Origin of the sequence: Neobacillus canaveralius (assembly GCF_047237705.1) — a bacterium.
In the GTDB taxonomy this organism is placed as follows: domain Bacteria; phylum Bacillota; class Bacilli; order Bacillales; family Cytobacillaceae; genus Neobacillus; species Neobacillus niacini_K.
The window spans coordinates 4,251,426-4,271,984 of the sequence record NZ_JBDFLL010000001.1 but is presented as its reverse complement, the minus strand read 5'-3'; the positions used below and the strand labels follow the sequence as shown (position 1 = coordinate 4,271,984).

The following is a 20,559-nucleotide window of genomic DNA, read 5'->3' as shown; positions in this document are numbered from 1 at the left end:
ACGACAATTTGGTTGAAAATGTCCATTTTTCGAAAGGGGGAGATAGTTGATGAATGATCCTATAGGGGATGAAGTTTACACTCGTTGGGTAATCAAGGAGGCTTTTACTGAGTTACTAGGAGTTTCCTCTTTTGAGAAGATTACCGTTCATTCGATTGTTCGGAAAGCCGGTATAAGTCGTTCAACCTTTTACTTACATTTTCAAGATAAATATGACTTGCTAAATCAAATGACAGAACAAATTATCGAAGAACTTCTAGAATTATATGGGAAATTTGAAGATGATGAAATGTTATTAAATATGAACCTTGCATATAACAAAGGAAAGCCGTGTCAAAATGCTGTCGAAATCTGTGAACACATAAAAACAAATAAACAGTTTTACTGTAATCGATTTAAAGATATAAACTTTGTAAATAGCCTTACTGATAAATTATTTTCCCGTCTAAGGTTAATTTATAAAGATGAATCACACGGTATATTTGCTGCATATGGTACTGTTGGTTGTATCAGCCGTTGGCTTGCTGAAGGGTTAAAAGGATCTTCAGATGAAATAGCATTGCGAATGGCAAGTGTAGCTTTACCACGATAAGTGTAATAGATAATAACCATATTAGGTCAAACTAAAACTTTCTAGATTCCGTTAATCCAATAGGGAGAGCGGAATTTAGTGGTTTTTTTTTGCAAGGATTGAAAGATTAAGTTGTAAAATCTGCCCAATCGTACATCTTTACATGCCCGAATGTACGATTTTTTTTATTTTCAAGTTTAATAAAATAAAAGTGGTAAATAAAGTGCTATCAATATTGCGCTTACTAGAATTGGAGGAATTGAATCATGGGACGCTTAGAAAACAAAGTTGCCATTATTACAGGTGCGGCAAGTGGAATGGGATTAGCTGCTGCAAAATTATTTGCCAGTGAGGGAGCAAAGGTAGTTGCAACTGATATTGCCATTACACAACTAACAGAAGCAGTTTCTAATTTTGAGGGAGACATTCTTGCTCTCGAATTGGATGTTTCTTCTGAGGAACAATGGGGTAGTGTCAGTGAACGCGCAAAAAAGGAATTTGGCAAGGTTGATATTTTAATAAACAATGCTGGTGTATCCGTTCATAAGGGTTTATTAGAAGAAGATTTAGAAGGATGGAATAAGGCAATTGCATTGAATCTAACTTCCGTATGGTTAGGGATGAAAACCGTTATCCCTGATATGCAATTGAATGGTAAAGGTTCGATTGTTAACTGTGTTTCATTAGCAGCTTTAGTTGGAGGTGCCGACAGTGGTGCCGCTGCATACAGCGCTGCTAAGGGAGGCGTTCGCTCCCTTACAAAACATGCAGCCATAAACTTTGCTAAAGATCATATTCGTGTAAATTCCGTCTATCCAGGTGCAATCTTAACAGGTGCTGCAAGGAAATATGGTGTTACGTCCCAAGAGCAACTTGGTCAAGCATTTACCGACATTATTCCCCTGCCACCACACGCAGGGGAGGAGAATGATATAGCATATGCATACTTATACTTAGCTTCTGATGAATCAAAGTTTGTTACAGGAGAAGAGTTAGTGGTTGATGGTGGCTGGAGTTCCCATTAATCGAAGAATAGTTTCTTTTACCTGTAGAAAACTCTATTAGTACAGTTCAAAAGTCCTTAAAAAAGGGCAGATATATGTTGCCCTTTTGGACGTTATGTAAGGGGTTTATTACTGATAGATTATAAGAAACAGTTATATTTTTTCCAAAAACATGCAAATCCTCTATCTAGGCAAATTTGAGAAAGGAAGGTTTATTCATGAAACATGTAGAACAAAATGTACCTCAACATGCAATATTAGGAGTTCTGAGTGGCAAAAGCGGAGAAAACCCATTTCCACTATTCGCTCAAATGAGGGAAATGGGGTCAGTTATTCCCATTCCATTTCCGCTAGGCGGATCGGATAATCAAGCATGGATCGTCACACATATAGAAGAGGCAATGAAGGTACTTAAAGATAACGCCCACTTTTGTGTAGACCCTAAGACCATCGATAGAAGTAATGACACTAAACATTCTCTAACAGGAAGCAAAGAACAATCTCACTCCAATTTGTTTCTTGCTAATTCCTTAAACGCGATTGATGAACCCGATCATCGACGGTTACGAACGTTAGTATCTAAAGCTTTCACGCCAAGATTTATGGAAAGCTTGCGCCCCCGTGTACAAAAAATAGCAAATGAATTGCTTGATCGGGTCCAAGACAAAAGAGAAATGGACCTTGTAAAGGACTATGCCAACCCTTTACCAATCAATGTTATATCTGACATGATCGGAGTACCTAAATCTGACCATTCAAAAATTCATGTATGGTCAGAAGGGATTGCTAACGGTCTTGGTTTGGGAAGACTGGACCAAGAGGTTACTGAAAGTCTTCAAGCCTTCGGAGACTATATTAAACAGCTTATAGCAAACAAGCGTGAGAATCCTTCTGAAGATTTAATCAGTCAATTAATCTCAATTGAAGAGGAGGGAGATCGACTCAATGAATCTGAATTGATTTCATTAGTACAGCTATTAATCTTTGCCGGACATGAGACAACCTCAACCTTGATTTCCACTGGAACCCTAATGTTGTTGGATCACCCGGAACAATTGGAGAAGCTTAAGGCTGATCACAGATTAATCCCATCTGCTGTAGAAGAATTGTTGCGTTTTAATGGTCCTTCCACAATCGCTGGACCGCGTTATGCTATAGAGGATATCGAACTTGGCGGGCAACAGATCAAAAAAGGGGATATACTTCTTCCGTTATTAAAGTCAGCCAATCGAGATGAACATCAATTTACAAATTCAGAAGAGCTAGATGTTACGCGCAAAATTAAACGTCATCTTGCCTTTGGTCAGGGCATTCATATGTGTTTGGGTGCACCACTCGCCCGAGTGGAAGCGGATATTGCGTTTACCACACTTCTAAAGCGCATGCCAAATCTTCGCCTTAGTATTCCTCGGGAGGATGTCACCTGGCAATTTAAGCTAGCCGCTCAAGGCTTGGCCACTCTTCCTGTGTCATTTTAAGCCGAAATCCTATTGGTGAAATAATTTTAAACAATTAACATTTCTTAAACATTTATTAAGCAATTCTCAAACATTTTACCAGTATCATAGACACATCAAATGAGGAAAAAATCATTTGATAATAAATTTGTGAAAACTTATCAATATTTATATGGGAGGATTGCTTTTATGAAACTTAAAAATAAGATTGCTATTGTAACGGGTGCAGGTTCTGGAATGGGGAAAGCAATTGCCATTGTTTATGCTCAGGAAGGTGCTAAAGTTGTGGTTTCAGATATTAATGAAGCCTCAGCATATGAAACAGTAGAAGAAATAAAGTCAGGTGGTGGAGAAGCTATTGCCATTCTGGCCAACGTAGCTAAAGAGGAAGATATTCAAAATCTGATTGACAGAACGGTTGACACATACGGGACCTTAGATATCTTAGTTAATAATGCAGGGATCATGGATAATTTTGAACCTGCCGGCGACATTGTAGATGAACCTTGGGAAAAAATATTTGCTGTGAATACTACAAGCGTGATGCGTGCAACAAGGAAAGCTCTACCTATCTTCTTGGAAAAACAACAGGGCGTTATTATAAACGTGGCTTCGAATGGTGGAATGCAAGGTGCCAGGGCAGGGGCAGCTTATACAGCTTCAAAACATGCAGTTGTTGGTTTCACCAAAAACACGGGTTTCATGTACGCGCAAAAAGGAGTCCGCTGTAATGCCATCGCTCCAGGAAGCGTAGAGACAAATATTGTATCTAGCATGACAAGAATCAATGAATTTGGCATGGGAAGAGTACGTCCAGGATTGGGGATTAATCCACGTTTAGGGAAGCCAGAGGAAATTGCAAAAGTAGCATTATTCCTTGCCACGGATGATTCAAGCTTTGTTAACGGTACTGTCATTGCAGCTGATGGGGGCTGGACTGCCTATTAGCATATATACGATTTGAACTTCGATTTGCCCTGAGGGAGATTACTATTTATTATGTCTAATATAATGAAGAAAAAACAAGAAATTTTGGATGCATTCAATTTCAGACATGCAACAAAGGAATATGATGAAAGTAAGAAGATTTCTAAGGAGGATTTTAATTTCATTTTGGAGACTGGAAGGCTGTCTCCGAGTTCATTTGGTTTTGAACCTTGGAAATTTTTGATTGTGCAAAGCCCTGAGTTTAGAGAAAGATTAATGAAAATAGCTCCAGGAGCAAAAGATAAACTTAGAGGAGCAAGTCATTTTATCATTATTCTTACTAGAGTTGATATTCGATATGATTCGGAATACATCATCCATCATATGAAAACTGTTCAAAAAATGCCTGATCAGTTTGTAGAAATGTTAGTTCAAGGGCTAAAACAGTTCCAAGAAACCAATTGGAAACTATCTGAAAATGACCGTGCATTATTTGATTGGTCATCAAAACAAACCTATATTGCATTAGCAAATATGATGACAGCAGCTGCACAAATTGGTATTGACTCTACACCAATCGAAGGTTTCAACTTTGATGAAGTTCGTGCATTTCTTGAACGTGAGGGTTTATTGGATAAAGGGCATTTTGAACCATCAGTAATGGTAGCCTTTGGTTATCGTAAAGAGGAACCTAAAAGACCTAAAACAAGGAAAAATTTAAACGAAATTGTTCAATGGGTGTAATTAAACCTAAAAATAAAAAAACCGAAACTATGAAGTAACAATTCAGGGTTTTGGTTTTTTTATTTACGTAGAATGGATTTTTTTACAAAGTTTTTTAATACTGTTAATTTAAACATTTATGTACCGTTAATTTTAAAAAAGAAGAGTTCTTATTAATGTGTGAAAGCTGACTTGGACATTTATAAAGTCGGCTTTTTCCTATTAAATGTCGGGTTAATAGTTTCAATTATTGGGTCATTAGATTAAGATTATGGTACTAAAGGGCATGCCCCATAGGGCATGTTATATGTCTAAAAGTAAATTATAATGAAGAAAGGCGGTGATTCAATGAATAAATGGAATAAGAATATGGACTCTATTTACAATATTTCTGATGGATTATTAGTATCTAAAATTGCGGTTGTTGTTTGGATATTTTTAATTTATATAGGGACAGTGGTACTTCAGTATTTAGAAAAACCACTTTTTATCCAGAGTATCGTTTTTACCATTGCTATCTTAATTTATATATTATTCTACTGGTACTCTCGTTTATTGACAGATAAAAGAAAGTGGGTTTACTTGCTCGCACAAGGCAGCCTATTATTTATATCATCTTTTCTTGTTCCACATGGATCTCCTATTATTATGGCAGGTCTGCTTCCACTTTTGGTATCTCAAAGTATTGCTATTTTTGAAAACAGTTTAAAAGTAATCATTGTATTTATTGGAGCTTATGCCTTATATTGTATAGCGATCTGGCTAAATTATGGGTTAAAAGAATTGCCAGTATTCATCCTTCTTTTCTTCTTTAATGTTACGATCGTTAATTTCTATACTGTCATTTACAATAGACAGGTTAACGCTAGGCTAAGGATGAAATATTATCTGCAAGAACTGGAAACAGCCCATCGAAAAGTTGAAGATCTGACACTTTCAAACGAAAGACAAAGGATGGCAAGAGATTTACATGATACTTTAGCACAAGGCCTGGCAGGTTTAATTATGCAGTTAGAGGCAGTTGATGCACATCTGCATCGTGGAAATACGAACCGTTCTCATGAAATCATACAACAATCTATGATACGAGCTAGGGAAACATTGAAAAATGCTAGGACAGCAATTGATGATTTGAGATCAGATTCTATTGAAGAAACAGATTTTTATCGTGAAGTATTAAAAATGATAACAGATTTTAAAGAAACTGCTCTGATCGAGGTAAACGATCATATCGAACCAATTAAACAATTATCTGCTTTAACAATGGAGCATAGTTTATATATCATTAGTGAGTGTTTAGCAAACGTTGCAAAACATTCACAAGCACAGATGGTTAACATAACCATAAAAAAGGTAAACAAATATTTAGTAATAGAATTAATCGATAATGGAATTGGATTTAAAATCAATTCCATTGGCAAACATTCGGGAAAATACGGCTTACTCGGTTTAAAAGAACGAGTTCGGTTAATAGGAGGAAGGATAGAAATGAATAGTAATCCTGGCAAGGGAACAAAAATTTCTATCACAGTCCCTATTTAAAAGGAAGGAGCCCATAAAGTGCAAAAGAATAAAGTGTTAATTGTTGATGACCATTTGGTTGTTCGTGAGGGACTAAAATTAATCTTGGAAACAAATGAAAGATTTGAAATAATAGGAGAGGCTGAAAATGGGGAAGTAGCACTAAAGTTCCTTGAAACTAAAAAGCCGGATGTGATATTACTGGATTTAAATATGCCCACTATGAACGGATTGGAGACAATAAAAGCCTTAAATGACCGAGAAATCTCGATTCCTATTATTATTTTAACAACCTATAATGAAGATGAATTAATGATTAAGGGGTTGGAGCTAGGGGCAAAAGGGTACTTATTAAAGGATACGGGCCGGGAAGATCTATTTCGGACGATTGAATCTGCAATCAGAGGAGAAACTTTACTACAACCAGAGATCATGGCCAAACTACTTGGTGCTAAAGAGAAGAAATCTAAGGTTTTAACTCCCTTTGAAGCCACTAAACTAACTGAAAAGGAACTGTTTATTTTACAAGCAACAGCCAAAGGTTATCGAAATAAAGATATAGCATTTGATATGGGAATTGCTGAACGGACGGTTAAGGCACATTTAACTAATATTTACAATAAACTAGGTGTCAACACTAGAACAGAAGCCGTTGCGGTAGCACTAGAAAGTGGAATGATACATCTATAATTAAGAAATGCCCGAGTAAAGAAATATTTCTCGGGCATTTTTTATGTTTTGGAGTAAGCCTGAAATTGGTATATTTCAGATACCTTTTTTCTCTAAAATACTAAAATAAAAACTAAAATACAATAATTGATCATGATGAAATGCTATTCTATTCGAAAAGTATAAAAAGTATTGAAGTGAAAACCCGGACTTTACGTATTATCTACACATCTATTACGAAAAGTCCTATAAATGTAGAGAGAAGGTTATGTTATGGATTATAGACAAGGTAAAGTCCTTGCGAACGAAATTAATAAAAAGCCTCTTATGCTGGTCTTAATTTCAGGTGCTTTTGTGGCGGTTTTAAATCAAACTATATTAACTACGGCATTACCTGATATTATGAAAGATTTAAACCTGGATGCCAGTGTAGCTCAGTGGTTACAGTCTATTTTCTTACTGGTAAATGGCATTATGATACCGATCACTGCTTTTTTAATTGAACGATTTACTACAAGAGGATTGTTTTTAACGGCGATGGGACTGTTAGCCATAGGGACTTTGATTGGTTCTGTTTCACCAAATTTCGCTTTCTTACTGCTTGGAAGGATTCTTCAAGCTGCAGGTGCAGGTATTATTATGCCGTTAATGCAAACAATTGTATTTCTAGTTTTTCCTCTTGAAAAACGTGGAACAGCAATGGGTCTGTTTGGATTGGTTATAGCTTTTGCTCCAGCGATAGGTCCAACTTTATCAGGTTGGCTCGTAGATCATTTTGATTGGAGAAGTTTATTTTATATCCTTTTGCCGTTTATTTTGAGTAATTTAATAGTTGCCTTTTTTATTTTGAAAAATGTAACAATACAAAAGTTCTCTAAAATTGATATTTTGTCTATTGTATATTCTACACTTGGTTTTGGCGGGATATTGTATGCTTTCAGCACGGCTGGCGGAAGTGGATGGAGCAGTGTACAAGTTATTGTATCAATGCTGGTTGGCGCTGCTTGTCTAGCATTGTTCATTGTACGCCAGGTAAAAATAGATCACCCTATCTTACGTTTTAGTGTATTTAATTATAGGGTGTTCACTGTCACTACAATTCTTGGAATGATCGTTTTTTTGTCACTAATTGGCGGATCCGTTATACTGCCGATATATATGCAAAATATGTTGAAGTTTACGGCATTTGAATCTGGATTAATTCTGTTACCAGGTGCAATTGTTATGGGGATTATGAGCCCTGTCACAGGAAGGCTTTTTGATAAATTTGGTGCAAGATGGCTATCCATTATAGGTTTAATCATATTGGTCATAACAACATTTATGCTAAGTAATTTAACCCAGAACACAACGTTTATTTACTTAGCAGTGGTTAATGCAATAAGAATGTTTGCTGTTTCGATGGTATTAATGCCGGTAACAACAGCTGGATTAAATGAACTGCCACCCGAATTAATAGCGCATGGTACAGCAATGAATAATACAATGCGACAAGTAGCCGGAGCAGTAGGAACAGCCGTACTTGTCACTGTCATGACAAATTATTCAGTGCCTGCAGCAGGTGTTAGTGGGTTAATACGTGGTGTAAATGTATCGTTTGTTTTTGCAGGCATTATCGCTTCAATCGGTCTGTTACTATCTTTTTTAATAAAAGCCAAACAGCCTAAAGTAGAATCCTTCAAAGTTACCAGTTTGGCGAACGAGAACAAATAAAATTATATCTCTTTTACAAAAGTAGCAGGTTAGTAACGCTTATATTATATGCGGTAATAACCTGCTTTTTTGGTCATAGTAGTATTTTGCGTTAAGATCAATTCACACTGGATCTTCATTTATCTATTAGATGGTGTCTTTCTCTATATTGCATAGGAGTGATTTCACATATTTTTTTGAAAACTCTTGTAAAATAACTTTGATCGTTAAATTGTAATAATGCAGCTATTTCTGATATTGAGGTTTTACTGTAAATGAGCAATTTTTTTGCTTCGTCAATTCTAGTTTTCTGAATATAATCACTGACAGAAATGCCAGTCTCACGTTTAAATAATATAGACAAGTACTTTGGGCTCAGGTCGACCTTTTCGGCTATATCATCATGGTTTATCTTTTGATAAATATTCTTATAAATATAGTCTTTACAGAAAATGATTGTTTTGGAATAGTTTTCATCCTTTATTTGTTTTACATTCTTGGTAAATGTAGTAAGAACTTCTCTTGCTACTCCCTTAACTTCATCTAATCTTTGCATATCCTCTAGATTTTGAATAAAACTATCATGTAAACAAAAAGCTAATTCTTCATTTAGGCCCCCTTCAATAGCTGCCCGTGAGACTAAAGTTATGAGAGAAATAATATGGTTTTTGAGTGAGCGAATATAGCTTGATTTTGATAAAATACTTACAACCTCTTCTTCTTTCCTTAGGGAAGCGACCTTTTTTAAGTCCTCTACCCTTCCTTCTCTTACGATTTGTAAGATTTTCTTTTCAAATAAACCGTCACGCCGAATTACATTCGATTTCAAATTTTCAGAAACGTCAAAGTGCACTTTTTCGATTAACTTGCTAGTATTTGTAGATACGGAACTCTCATTAACAGATTGTGGAGAAATTAGTTCGTTATTAAATAAGTGATGGACAAAAATACTTACACTTTTTAGTTTCTCAGATTCTATAATTGGCAAAGTTTTGTAATACTTCATTACACTTTCACGTTTAAAAAATGCATGGGTATCATTGATTATGACATCAATCTTATCTTCAGATAATGGATAAGAAAGAATGGGTCCAATTATTACAGTTCCTTCGAAAACTTCATCATTCACCACACTAATTAAGATGTATTTATCAAAATACGATGATTTCCTAATAACAGGAAAATGGAAATCCTTACCGAAATGATAATCCAAATGTTTAAAGAAGTGCTCTTTTTCGTTAGATAATAAAGGATTCAAAGCTTGATGATTTGGATCTTCATATTTTACATTTCCGTTTGGGTCAATAAAGAAAATCGGTAAATTTAAAATATCTACAATAAGTTTACATTTACTTCTAATATTTTCGGTGTTAGCGATCAATGTATCATCCCCAATAAAAGACATAATTCCCTATTAAATTAGAATTTTAATAAATTTCTAAAACTTTATTCTTATATTAAAAAAAAAAGTACTAGAATGCAATAAAGGTTTATAGAATTCATTTATTCTATATTTGAAAGTGCTTCCAACTTAAACTTACAGAGTCGAAAGGAAATTATTGGGGGTGGCGATAAGAGAGTACAAGTCTATATAAGTGGAAGCATTATTAAGCGTTGGCAGAGTTTTTAGAAACGATTGAAAGTGAGGAAAGGCAGCATGGCAAATGTAAGATTAGGAGTTATCGGGTTAGGCGTACAAGGCGGAGCGTATTCTGGGTTCTTAACAGAAGGAAAAGTTAAGAATATGGTGCTGGGAGCTATTTGTGATAACGATCCTGCGAAAAAACAGCTGGCAGAGGAAAAGTATCCTGACGTTCCTTTTTATGACAACTATATTGAAATGCTTGAAAGCGGTGAAGTAGATGCAATCGTGACATGTGTTCCGCATTATCTGCATCCTGAAATGGGCATAGAAGCAATAAAAAGAAATATTCATGCATTGGTGGAAAAGCCGGCTGGTGTTTATACAAAACAAGTTAAAGAATTAAATGATTTTGCAGCAGCCAAACCTGAAGTAAAGTTTGGCATTATGTTCAACCAACGGACTAATCCACTTTATCAAAAAGTAAAAGAAATTATAGACAATGGTGAAATTGGTACGATCCGTCGTACGAATTGGATGATTACGACTTGGTGGAGATCACAGGGTTACTACGATCAAAGTGAATGGAGGGCAACCTGGGGCGGGGAAGGCGGCGGTGTGCTTGTAAACCAAGCACCACACCAAATTGACTTATTACAGTGGATTTGCGGAATGCCGAAAAAAGTATATTCGCATGTAAAATTTGGTTACCAAAGGGATATTGTAGTTGAAGACGAAGTAACCGCAGTTCTTGACTATGGTAACGGTGCAACTGGGGTATTTATCACATGCACACATGACGTAATCGGAACAGACCGCTTTGAAATTTTAGGAGACAAAGGGAAAATTGTCGTTTACGGCAGTAAGAAAGTTAGTATCAAACGCTTAGTAAAACCAGAGAATGAAATGAGTTTAACCATGGATATACGGGATGTGATGAGAAGTGTCATGGGCGGTAATCCAAGTGAAATATACTCTGAAGAAGTAATAGAGTTTAACAGCGTATGGGGCGCTCAGCATATTTCCGTCATGGAAAACTTTGCAGCGGCGATTCTAGAAGATACCCCTTTATTAGCTCCTGGCAGCGATGGTATTAACGGTGTAGCATTAGCCAATGCGATACATCTATCAAGCTGGCTGGGTAAAGAAGTAGAATTACCTTTTGATGAAGAATTATTCTTAACCGAACTAAATAAAAGAATTGCTGAAGAAAATAAATACCCTGTAAAACAATAATTAAATTCATTCAAAACGCACTTAGGGGTGGAGGAATAGGAAATGAAAAAGGGCAAAATTGGCGTACAAATGATGATGCTAAAAAGCAAAGTAGATGAACTTGGTGTTTATGAAACCATGAGAAAATTACATGAGCTGGGTTTTGGAGCTGTAGAGGTTTCACAAATTCCCATGAGTGCTGAAAATGTTGCTGAGCTTAAAAGGGCAAGTCTGGACTTTGATATAAAAATAGCCGCGCTAACTGCCGGGGTTGATCCAGTATATCCAGGTGCTCCAGGTGAAACATTAACCACTGATTTTGAAAAGATTGTAAACGACTGTAAGACATTAAACTGCCATTTTTTACGAATTGGTATGGTACCGTTTTCGGCTATTGGCCGCAAAGATAAAATTATAGAATTTGTCAAAAAGGCGGAATCAGTAGCAGAAAAATTAGCAGAGCATGGAATTGACCTTTATTATCATAATCATCATGTCGAATTCCAAAAATATGATGGTGAATACTTATTAGATATTATTAAGAATAATACCTCGAAAATTGGTTTTGAAATAGATGTTCACTGGGTTCATCGTGGAGGTTTAGACCCAGTGGAGGTAATCAATAAATTCGAAGGTCGGGTAGCATTGATTCACTTAAAGGACTACCGTATTGGGCAGTTTGATTACAGAGTGTTAGAGGGGGGGTTCGACCGAAGTAAATTCAATCAAGCATTCCATGGTGTCATTGAATTCGCCGAGCTTGGTGAGGGAAGCCTTAACCTTAAAGGTATTATTGAAGCCGGCCTTGCCAGCGGCTCACAGTACTTCCTAATCGAGCAGGATGATGTCTATGGCAGAGATCCGTTTGATTGCTTAAAAACATCAGCAGATTATTTAAGAAAACTTGGATATGCAGAATGGTTCTAAAATAATCTATAGTTACTTAGTTTACTAATCTAATTTATTAAATGTCTTGGTTATTATATATTTTTTTTAAGATTATAAGCTGTTTTGGATTAGGGATAACCCAATAAAAAAATTTGAGAAGACTAATAGTGATTAATAGAACATAGGGGTGGACAAGTTTTTGAGGGGATTACTTCTATGTCAATATTCATAGTATTCTGTTAAATAGAAACGTTTTATTTTTAAGGGGGCTAATATTATGTCAAATGTTACATTAAACAGTGGACAAACATACAACACAGCAAAATTGTGGCAAATTGCCTTATTTACTTTAAATAACAGCTCTACAAATCTTCATATGCTTATTTTAACCTTTGTTACGTATTACGCAACAGGGATTGCTGGACTTGCTGTTATGGTTGTTAGTTCACTATTAATGGCAGCACGGTTATTCGACGGCGTCATCGATCCCGCGATCGGTTATATTATTGATAAAACGGAAGGGAAATTTGGAAAATATTCACCGTTGATTGTAATAGGAAACATTATTTCGGCAGGCAGTATTCTTGTGATTTACAGTGTCACTCATAATCTGCCAGAATCCATGCAGTTTCTATTCTTTACAGCTATGTTAATTATCAACAAAATTGGTTATTCACTACAAACTAGTGTTACGAAGGCAGCCCAAACGGTCTTAACCAATAATCCAAAACAGAGGCCGTTGTATGCGATTTTTGATGGAATCTTTAATGCTGTATTTTTTGTTGGTGGTCATCTTTACGTTTCAGCTTATCTAGTTAAAAAACATGGTGGCTTTACTCTTTCTGTATTTACAGAATTAAGCTTTTATGGACTTATTCTTTCTGGAATATTAGCGGTATTGGCAATCATAGGTATTTGGTCAAAAGATAAAAAAGAATATTATGGTTTGGGAGAAGAAGGGACAAAAACCACTTTACGTGAATATTGGGGCGTAGTTAAAGGAAATAGACCGCTGCAAATGCTTTCACTTTCCGCAGCTTTTGATAAATTAGGATTAACTATTGCTAGCTATTCTGTCGTCGGTGTTATGTTGTACGGTATTTTATTAGGAGATTATGCTTTAAGCGGTAAAATAGGTCTTATAACGTTAGTACCTGGAATATTAATTACCTTTGCAGCAGTCGGAATTGCTAAAAAGTACGGTTTAAAGAAATCATATATCCTGTCAGCATGGGTAGGGGTGCTTTCCTTCTTGGGATTAATTGCTCTATTCTTGTTAATTGATGATCCATCATCTATTTCACTATCGAATATTGGAGCAACAACTATCTTATTCCTAGTTTTAATGGCATTAGCAACCGGTTTTTCAAGGATTCCAACAACACTGGTTATTCCAATGATTGCGGATGTTTCTGATTATGAAACAAATAAATCAGGACGATATGTACCAGGTATGATGGGCACGATTTTCTCGTTTATTGATCAGCTTGTTTCATCGTTAGCTCCAACAATTGTCGGTGTCATCGTTGGTATCATAGGCTACAAAGAAAAATTCCCTGAAGTTGGCGAAGCGTTAACTACACCATTGTACGTTGTAACATTATTACTAGCATTCGGTTTACCGGCTGTTTGTTTATTGGTATCCATTACTACAATGAAGTTTTATAAGCTGAATGCAGAGAAAATGGAAGATATTCAAAAGGGAATTGCTGAAATAAAAGCAAGTGCAAAAAAAGAAAATATAGATATATATGAAAACCTGAATTAAAACCAGGCAGGACTAAAAAACCGATTAAGGACAATAAATAAACAGTGCTCCTCAATCGGTTTTTCATTGACTTAAAAGATAAAATTTCAAATGGTAAATTCATAGATACTATTACAATGTTAATAAAAAAAGTACTAAACTACAATATTTGATGGTGTTTAAGAATTAACATAAAAGCTAGGTTAAGTAAATGGGAGGGATTTTATGGGGAAATTTGATGGCAAGGTAGTTTTAATTACTGGTGGTGCAAGAGGTATGGGGCAGCTCACGCTCGAGCATTTGTTCAAGCAGGAGCAAGAGTTGCTATATCCGATATTTTAGTAGAAGAAGGAGAAAAATTAGCTGCGGAACTTGGTGAACAAGTGAAGTTTTATCATCATGATGTAACCAATCAGGCAGAATGGGAAGCGGTCGTAGATGATATTGAAAATACATTTGGCCCAATCCATGTTTTAGTGAACAACGCCGGTATTGTTTTAATGAAATCTATACTAGATATGTCGGAGGAAGAATATCGTAAAGTCATTGATATAAACCAGGTTTCCGTATTTCTAGGAATGAAAACTGTGTTACCATCCATGCTTAAAACAAAAGACGGATCCATTATCAATATTTCTTCTTTAGCTGGTTTCCGAGGCTCAAGTCGCGGTTCAGCAGCTTATTCAGCTTCTAAGTTTGCGCTTCGAGGAATGACAAAAGCAGTAGCTTTAGAAATGGCTGGCGAAGGTATTAGAGTAAATACGGTTCATCCTGGTCTTATTTTAACTCCGATGACGGTACAGAAAGGTGCAGAACAGATTATCGAGCACCTTTCCAAAGAAATTCCAATGCAACGGGCAGCACAACCGGAAGAAGTAACAAAGCTTGTTATGTTCTTAGCCTCTTCAGACTCCAGCTACTCAACGGGGTCAGAATATATCTTGGATGGAGGACAATTAGCGGAACTGTAAATATGTAAAAGCAATAACAGAAGTAATACACTATGATAATCGATTAGTAATGAAGGATTTAGGAGGAGTTACGATGAGGAAAACAATACTTATTAATGAAAATTGGAAATTTGTAAAGGAAAATGTTGGAGCTGCGGAAGTATTTACAGCACCAGGTGATAAAGTTAATATTCCTCACACATGGAATGCCATTGATGGACAAGATGGAGGCAATGATTATTACAGGGGCACCTGCTGGTATGGGAAGACTTTTTCTAAACCAGAATACGATAATGGTGATCAGGTATATTTGGAATTTAGAGGTGCAAACTCTACAGCAGAGGTTTGGGTGAATAATCATAAATTATGTACACATGATGGGGGTTATTCTACTTTTAGAATAAACATAACAGACACCTTGCAAGAAGAAAATGAGCTGGTAGTTTCTGTTGATAATGGACCTAATGACAGGGTATACCCGCAGATGGCTGATTTCACATTTTATGGTGGGATATATAGGGATGTATACATGGTAATCGTGCCTAACAGCCATTTTGATATGGATTATTTTGGAGGGAATGGATTTCAAATAACTTCTGAGATAAATGAGAAAACTGCGGTTGTATCTTTAACATCATATATTTCAGGGGAAGCTGAAGCTGTTCGTTATACAATCTCTGGTGTGGGAAATGTAGAAGTACCTGTGATAAATGGAATTGCTTCTGGTAGTTTGATCGTTTCAGAAGTTCACTTATGGGATGGAGTGGAGGATCCATATTTATATCAAGCAAAAGCAGAACTTATCAAAAATGGTCACGTAATTGATGAGGTTGATAGCCGTTTTGGCTGCAGAACTTTTTCGTTTGACAAGGATAAAGGATTCTTCTTAAATGGCAGGCCTTATCCTCTTAGGGGTGTATCTCGTCACCAAGATAGAATCGGTGTTGGAAACGCCATTACGAAAGAAATGATGCAAGAGGATATGGAACTGATAAAGGAAATAGGTGCAAATACTATACGTCTCGCACATTATCAACATGACCAGTACTTTTATGACTTATGTGACGAATATGGAATGATCGTTTGGGCAGAAATACCTTACATTACTGAACACATGCCAAATGGAAGAGAGAATACAATTAGTCAAATGAAAGAATTAATCGTACAGAATTTTAATCATCCGTCTATTATCTGCTGGGGATTATCGAATGAGATTTCCGTTACAGGTGTAACTGATGATCTAATGGAGAATCATAAGATATTAAATGATTTGGCACATAAAATGGACCATACTAGACCAACCACTATGGCTCATGCTTTTATGCTTGAAATTGATGAACCTTTGGTATTTTTACCTGATGTTATGTCCTACAATCTTTATTATGGATGGTACTTAGGGGACGTGACTGATAATGATGTATTTTTTGATGACTTCCATAAAAAATATCCAGATAAAATTATTGGTTTAGCTGAGTACGGCGCAGATGCTAATCCTAGATTACAATCGGCAATGCCTGAGAAAGGAGATTATACGGAACAATACCAGTGTGTATATCATGAGCATTTGATAAAAATGAGTGCAGAACGTCCTTATCTTTGGTCGACTCATGTATGGAATATGTTTGACTTTGCAGCAGACGGCCGAGATGAGGGCGGCAAGAACGGAATAAACCAAAAGGGACTTGTTACTTTTGATAGAAAATATAAGAAGGATGCTTTCTTTCTCTATAAAGCAAATTGGAGTAAAGAACCCTTTGTACATTTATGTGGAAGGAATTATATAGAACGTCATGAAGAAGAAACGGAAGTTAAGGTCTATTCAAATTATGACACTGTTGAACTATATAATAACGGAGAATTTGTAGAAAAGCAAAGTGGTGATAAAGTATTTACATTCAAAGTGAAACTACAGGGTAACCATAAGATTGAAGTAAAAGCAGGTAATTGTTCAGATGAGATTACCATATGTAAAGTAACAGAACCAAATAAGGCTTATCAGTTAGAGGGAAGAGAAGTTATTAATTGGTTTGATGAGCCAGACATGAATTGTCCAGAAGGCTATTATTCTATTAAAGATGTCATGGCAGATATACGGAAATCCCCTGAAGCAGCCAAAATTTTAGATGATATGATACTCTATGTAAAGTCAAAGCGTGGAGACGTCGCAAAAAAAGTAAAACAATCCAAATCCATGGCAAAGGCTATGAATGCCATGACGGTTGAAGCTCTTATTAAGCAAGCAGGTGGATCTATTCCGAAGTCTATGGTTGTTGAAGTCAACAAATCTTTAAATCGAGTCAAGAAAGTAAATGATATCGTTGTTGAGCAAAAAGAAGAAAACTATTCAATTTAATATATTTTCCTTTTTCTTAACTGTTTAAATTATTGACTATGGTTTCTAGATAGATATCCATTAGAATAGAAGGTAATTTTTATGGAAATTGCTGTTCCAGCTCATATGAAGAAAATCAATAAAAGCGTAATCTTAGCTAATATTATAAAACATGGAATGATTTCGAGGGTAGATTTAGCTGCTATAACCAAGTTAACGAAGGCCACTATATCAACGCAGGTATCACATTTAATTGAGGAAGGTTTACTTATTGAGACCCGTCAGGAGTATTACCATGTTGGGAGAAAGCCAATCATGCTTTCTCTCAATTACCATGCTGGTTATGCAATAGGGATTGATTTGGACTATCGGGATATTACATTTACTGTTTCTGATTTAATAGGAAAACCAGTTCATTCCGATAAAGTAGAGTTAGGAAACTCGAACTATGATGAGGTACTTCAAATCTTAATAAGCCAAATTAATAAATATAAGGAAACATTTTCTCAAAGTCGTTATGGAATTGTCGGTGTCGTTATTGGAATTCATGGAACTGTAAAGATTGATGAAACTATAGGTTTTGTTCCACAGCATAAATGGCATAACATGGACCTAAAGGGAGACCTTGAGCAGCATTTAGATTTGGCAGTATCTATTGAAAATAATGCAAATTTATGCGCATTTGCAGAAAAAGTATTTAGTTGCCAGACTAGTGAGAATTTAATTAGTATTAATATGTATTCTGGAATAGGTCTAGGTGTCTTAGTGAATGGGGAATTGGTAAAAGGGTATCTTGGATACACAGGAGAAATTGGTCACATGATTATCAATCCTGCTGGCAAAGCTTGTAATTGTGGTAATTCTGGTTGTTGGGAGCTTTATGCTTCTGAAGGCAGCTTCTTTAAACGATTAATGAAAAAACTTGATCAATCAAAATTGGACTATAGGGATGTCAAAAATTTTATTAAGGCTAGAGATCCAGTAGTCATGCATGAAATCGATGAGTTTATTAAGTATATCGTAGTCGGATTAAATAATATCATTAATTTGCTAAACCCTGAGACGGTGGTATTAAATAGCGAACTATTGAAACTTTTTCCTGAAGCAGAAAGTAAAATTAAATTGAAACTAACCTCCTCGATTAGTAGTTATAAAGAGATATTATTATCAAAACTTGGAACAAATGCATGTGTCAAGGGTGCCTGTGCACTAGCTATAAAGAAATTTTTAGAAATCCCAGAGTTAAGCTTACCTGTTGCTTAAAATATAGGTTACTCTTCTGCAGCTAAACGATTTTTGGTTTATAGTACAAAAGCAACAACCATATAAAGAATCAAACTTATACTGCCTATTATCTGTTAATCCAAAAGGAAAAGCGGTAATAGGCATTATTTTTACTTTTTAAGAATAAATAGTGCCCCTTTTACACAACCAAAGGGGAAAAGGTACAATTAAATATGATAATTTTAGCGATTTGGAAATAATAAAGTGCCACTATAGTATTCAGAATATTCATTTTATTGTGAGCCTTGTATACACGGGTTACTATTACGGAGGGACAAATGGAAAATAAAAAATATCGGCAATTATACAATTCCATTTCTTTTAAAATTGTTTTTTATATCATTATTGTTCTTACTCCTCTTATTTCAGTGCTTATATATTACAACTATCAAACTCATGAATCTCTTTTAAAGCAAGTAGAAGATACCCACAGAAATATGTTGGACTCATATATGCTCCAGCTGGATTCGCAGTTGAAAAACTCAATGACTTATTCACTAGATATGGCCCTATTTCATGTCGATCCAAAGATTTTAGTGGCTAACAGCGACGAAACCGATATTGCATTCGCCAAACACAGGATTTTTATGAACCAAACAAACAGATTGCTTTCAAACAACTTAATAGATGCATTTTTTTTATATGTGAAAGGTGGAGATTATTACATAATTGCGTCACAAAATAGTGTTTCGGAAAGTGAGTTATCAGCATTAAAAGGTTATGTGATTACCCGTTCGAAATTGGGTAGTTCGACTGCCTCATCCCCAAAATCAAACTGGATTACTACCAGAATAGATAAAAATAATGGTTTGATAAATATGTCTTACGGTAATGGAGATATCATTGCTGGATCGTATACAAATACAGATAAATTGATAAGTAAATATAATAGAAAGAATTTAACTAAGACAAAATTAATATTTATTTCATCAGATTCTTTTAATAATGTAATAGCAAATCAACAAAAGGATCATGTACTAATAACTAGCCAGTCCTCCGTTGCAAACGTTTTATTGGGAGAGACTCTATCAAAGGCAGAAATAGAAAAAACATTACCCATAGTACAAAGATATATTTTACTAGTTTCTATTATTTTCGCTTTGATGCTGCCTGTATTAATATTACTGATGAATATGACGGTAGTTAACCCTTTAAGGAAGTTGACCAGATCAATGGCTAGAGTACGAAAAGGAGATCTTACACACAGAATGAAACTCCAAAAAAGTTCCAATGAGCTAGAGATGGTCAATGCTACCTTTAATGAAATGATGGATACAGTACAAAACCTAAAAATCAGTATATATGAGGAACAGATTAAAGTACAAAAATCGCAGCTGCGAAATCTCCAATCGCAGTTAAATCCTCACTTTTTGATTAACTCTTTAAATATGGTAAATAATCTGATTCAAACTGGAGACCTAAATACTGCCAAAAAGCTAATTCTAAATTCGGTAGACTTCTTCAGATTTAGGACAAAAATTGATAATGATTTTGTCCCTCTTATTGAGGAGATTAATCATATATCTGATTACCTTGAAATACAAAAAGTACGTTATAAAAATAAGTTCACCTATACTTTAGAAGTAAATCGACTAATAGAGGATATGTTGATTCCTCCAATGCTCATTCAGAACTTTGTAGAAAACTCCATTAAATATGCCATTGAAATGACTAGGGTGATTCATATTTCTATCAGAGTGGAATATTTTGAGGTCGAATATTACCCTTTTGCAAAAATAACTATCACTGATAACGGTATTGGATACCCAGCTAAGCTGCTTGAGCAGTTAAATTCCGGAATGAAAATAACAGATTCTCTCGGGGACCATATTGGTATTTCCAATTGTGTGCAGCGCATCAAAATCTTATATGATGGAAAGGGCAGTTGGAAATTTTATAATGATGGCGGAGCCATATCCGAGCTAACTTTGCCTGCATTGTTTGATAGTATGGATACTTAATAGGTTATAAAAACTGATATCAATCTATGAAAAATA

The 20,559-nt window shown here is 35.5% G+C and carries 16 protein-coding genes; 15 read left to right on the top strand and 1 reads right to left on the bottom strand.

All coding sequences use genetic code 11. The annotated features are described in order from the left end of the window. Nucleotides 1-49: 49 nt before the first annotated feature. From ABC255_RS21020 to ABC255_RS20985, 8 genes are all read left to right on the top strand, one after another. Nucleotides 50-592 (top strand): TetR family transcriptional regulator, encoded by a 543-nt coding sequence (locus ABC255_RS21020; protein ID WP_412996601.1) that lies wholly within the window; start codon nt 50-52, stop codon nt 590-592. A 245-nt stretch (nt 593-837) separates the two neighbouring features. After that, nucleotides 838-1,596: an SDR family NAD(P)-dependent oxidoreductase gene (locus tag ABC255_RS21015; RefSeq protein ID WP_412996599.1), complete on the top strand. Its 759-nt coding sequence runs from the start codon at nt 838-840 to the stop codon at nt 1,594-1,596. A 197-nt stretch (nt 1,597-1,793) separates the two neighbouring features. Next, the gene (locus ABC255_RS21010; RefSeq protein ID WP_412996597.1) at nt 1,794-3,053 is read left to right on the top strand and encodes a cytochrome P450 family protein; all 1,260 of its coding nucleotides are present in this window, start codon (nt 1,794-1,796) and stop codon (nt 3,051-3,053) included. 168 nt (nt 3,054-3,221) lie between these two features. Continuing rightward, entirely contained in the window at nt 3,222-3,980 is a 759-nt protein-coding gene (locus ABC255_RS21005) for an SDR family oxidoreductase (protein WP_412996595.1), read from the top strand. Nucleotides 3,981-4,040: 60 nt separating this feature from the next. Continuing rightward, nucleotides 4,041-4,703: an NAD(P)H-dependent oxidoreductase gene (locus tag ABC255_RS21000; RefSeq protein WP_412998606.1), complete on the top strand. Its 663-nt coding sequence runs from the start codon at nt 4,041-4,043 to the stop codon at nt 4,701-4,703. Between the two features lie 327 nt (nt 4,704-5,030). Beyond that, a complete protein-coding gene (locus tag ABC255_RS20995) occupies nt 5,031-6,224 on the top strand; it encodes a sensor histidine kinase (RefSeq protein WP_412996593.1) in 1,194 nt (397 codons plus the stop codon). Nucleotides 6,225-6,242: 18 nt separating this feature from the next. Beyond that, nucleotides 6,243-6,893, top strand: a complete 651-nt coding sequence (locus ABC255_RS20990) for a response regulator (RefSeq protein ID WP_412996591.1) — start codon at nt 6,243-6,245, stop codon at nt 6,891-6,893. A 252-nt stretch (nt 6,894-7,145) separates the two neighbouring features. Next, nucleotides 7,146-8,585, top strand: a complete 1,440-nt coding sequence (locus ABC255_RS20985; RefSeq protein ID WP_412996589.1) for a DHA2 family efflux MFS transporter permease subunit — start codon at nt 7,146-7,148, stop codon at nt 8,583-8,585. A 115-nt stretch (nt 8,586-8,700) separates the two neighbouring features. Here ABC255_RS20985 and ABC255_RS20980 read toward each other — a convergent pair whose 3' ends face one another. Further along, complete coding sequence (locus ABC255_RS20980; RefSeq protein WP_412996587.1) at nt 8,701-9,969, bottom strand: helix-turn-helix transcriptional regulator; 1,269 nt, start codon at nt 9,967-9,969, stop codon at nt 8,701-8,703. A 252-nt stretch (nt 9,970-10,221) separates the two neighbouring features. Between ABC255_RS20980 and ABC255_RS20975 the strand changes: the two genes are divergently transcribed. The 7 genes from ABC255_RS20975 (at nt 10,222) to ABC255_RS20945 (ending at nt 20,523) form a co-directional block, all read left to right on the top strand. Further along, nucleotides 10,222-11,382 (top strand): Gfo/Idh/MocA family protein, encoded by a 1,161-nt coding sequence (locus ABC255_RS20975; protein WP_412998605.1) that lies wholly within the window; start codon nt 10,222-10,224, stop codon nt 11,380-11,382. 42 nt (nt 11,383-11,424) lie between these two features. Further along, nucleotides 11,425-12,288 (top strand): sugar phosphate isomerase/epimerase family protein, encoded by an 864-nt coding sequence (locus ABC255_RS20970; RefSeq protein WP_412996586.1) that lies wholly within the window; start codon nt 11,425-11,427, stop codon nt 12,286-12,288. 238 nt (nt 12,289-12,526) lie between these two features. Beyond that, nucleotides 12,527-14,017, top strand: coding sequence for an MFS transporter (locus tag ABC255_RS20965; RefSeq protein WP_412996584.1), 1,491 nt, complete (start codon nt 12,527-12,529; stop codon nt 14,015-14,017). Nucleotides 14,018-14,322: 305 nt separating this feature from the next. Further along, the gene (locus tag ABC255_RS20960) at nt 14,323-14,967 is read left to right on the top strand and encodes an SDR family oxidoreductase (protein WP_412998604.1); all 645 of its coding nucleotides are present in this window, start codon (nt 14,323-14,325) and stop codon (nt 14,965-14,967) included. 73 nt (nt 14,968-15,040) lie between these two features. After that, entirely contained in the window at nt 15,041-17,299 is a 2,259-nt protein-coding gene (locus tag ABC255_RS20955; RefSeq protein ID WP_412996582.1) for a glycoside hydrolase family 2 protein, read from the top strand. Nucleotides 17,300-17,380: 81 nt separating this feature from the next. After that, nucleotides 17,381-18,541 (top strand): ROK family transcriptional regulator, encoded by a 1,161-nt coding sequence (locus ABC255_RS20950; protein WP_412996580.1) that lies wholly within the window; start codon nt 17,381-17,383, stop codon nt 18,539-18,541. A 299-nt stretch (nt 18,542-18,840) separates the two neighbouring features. Continuing rightward, complete coding sequence (locus ABC255_RS20945) at nt 18,841-20,523, top strand: sensor histidine kinase (protein ID WP_412996578.1); 1,683 nt, start codon at nt 18,841-18,843, stop codon at nt 20,521-20,523. Nucleotides 20,524-20,559: the final 36 nt, after the last annotated feature.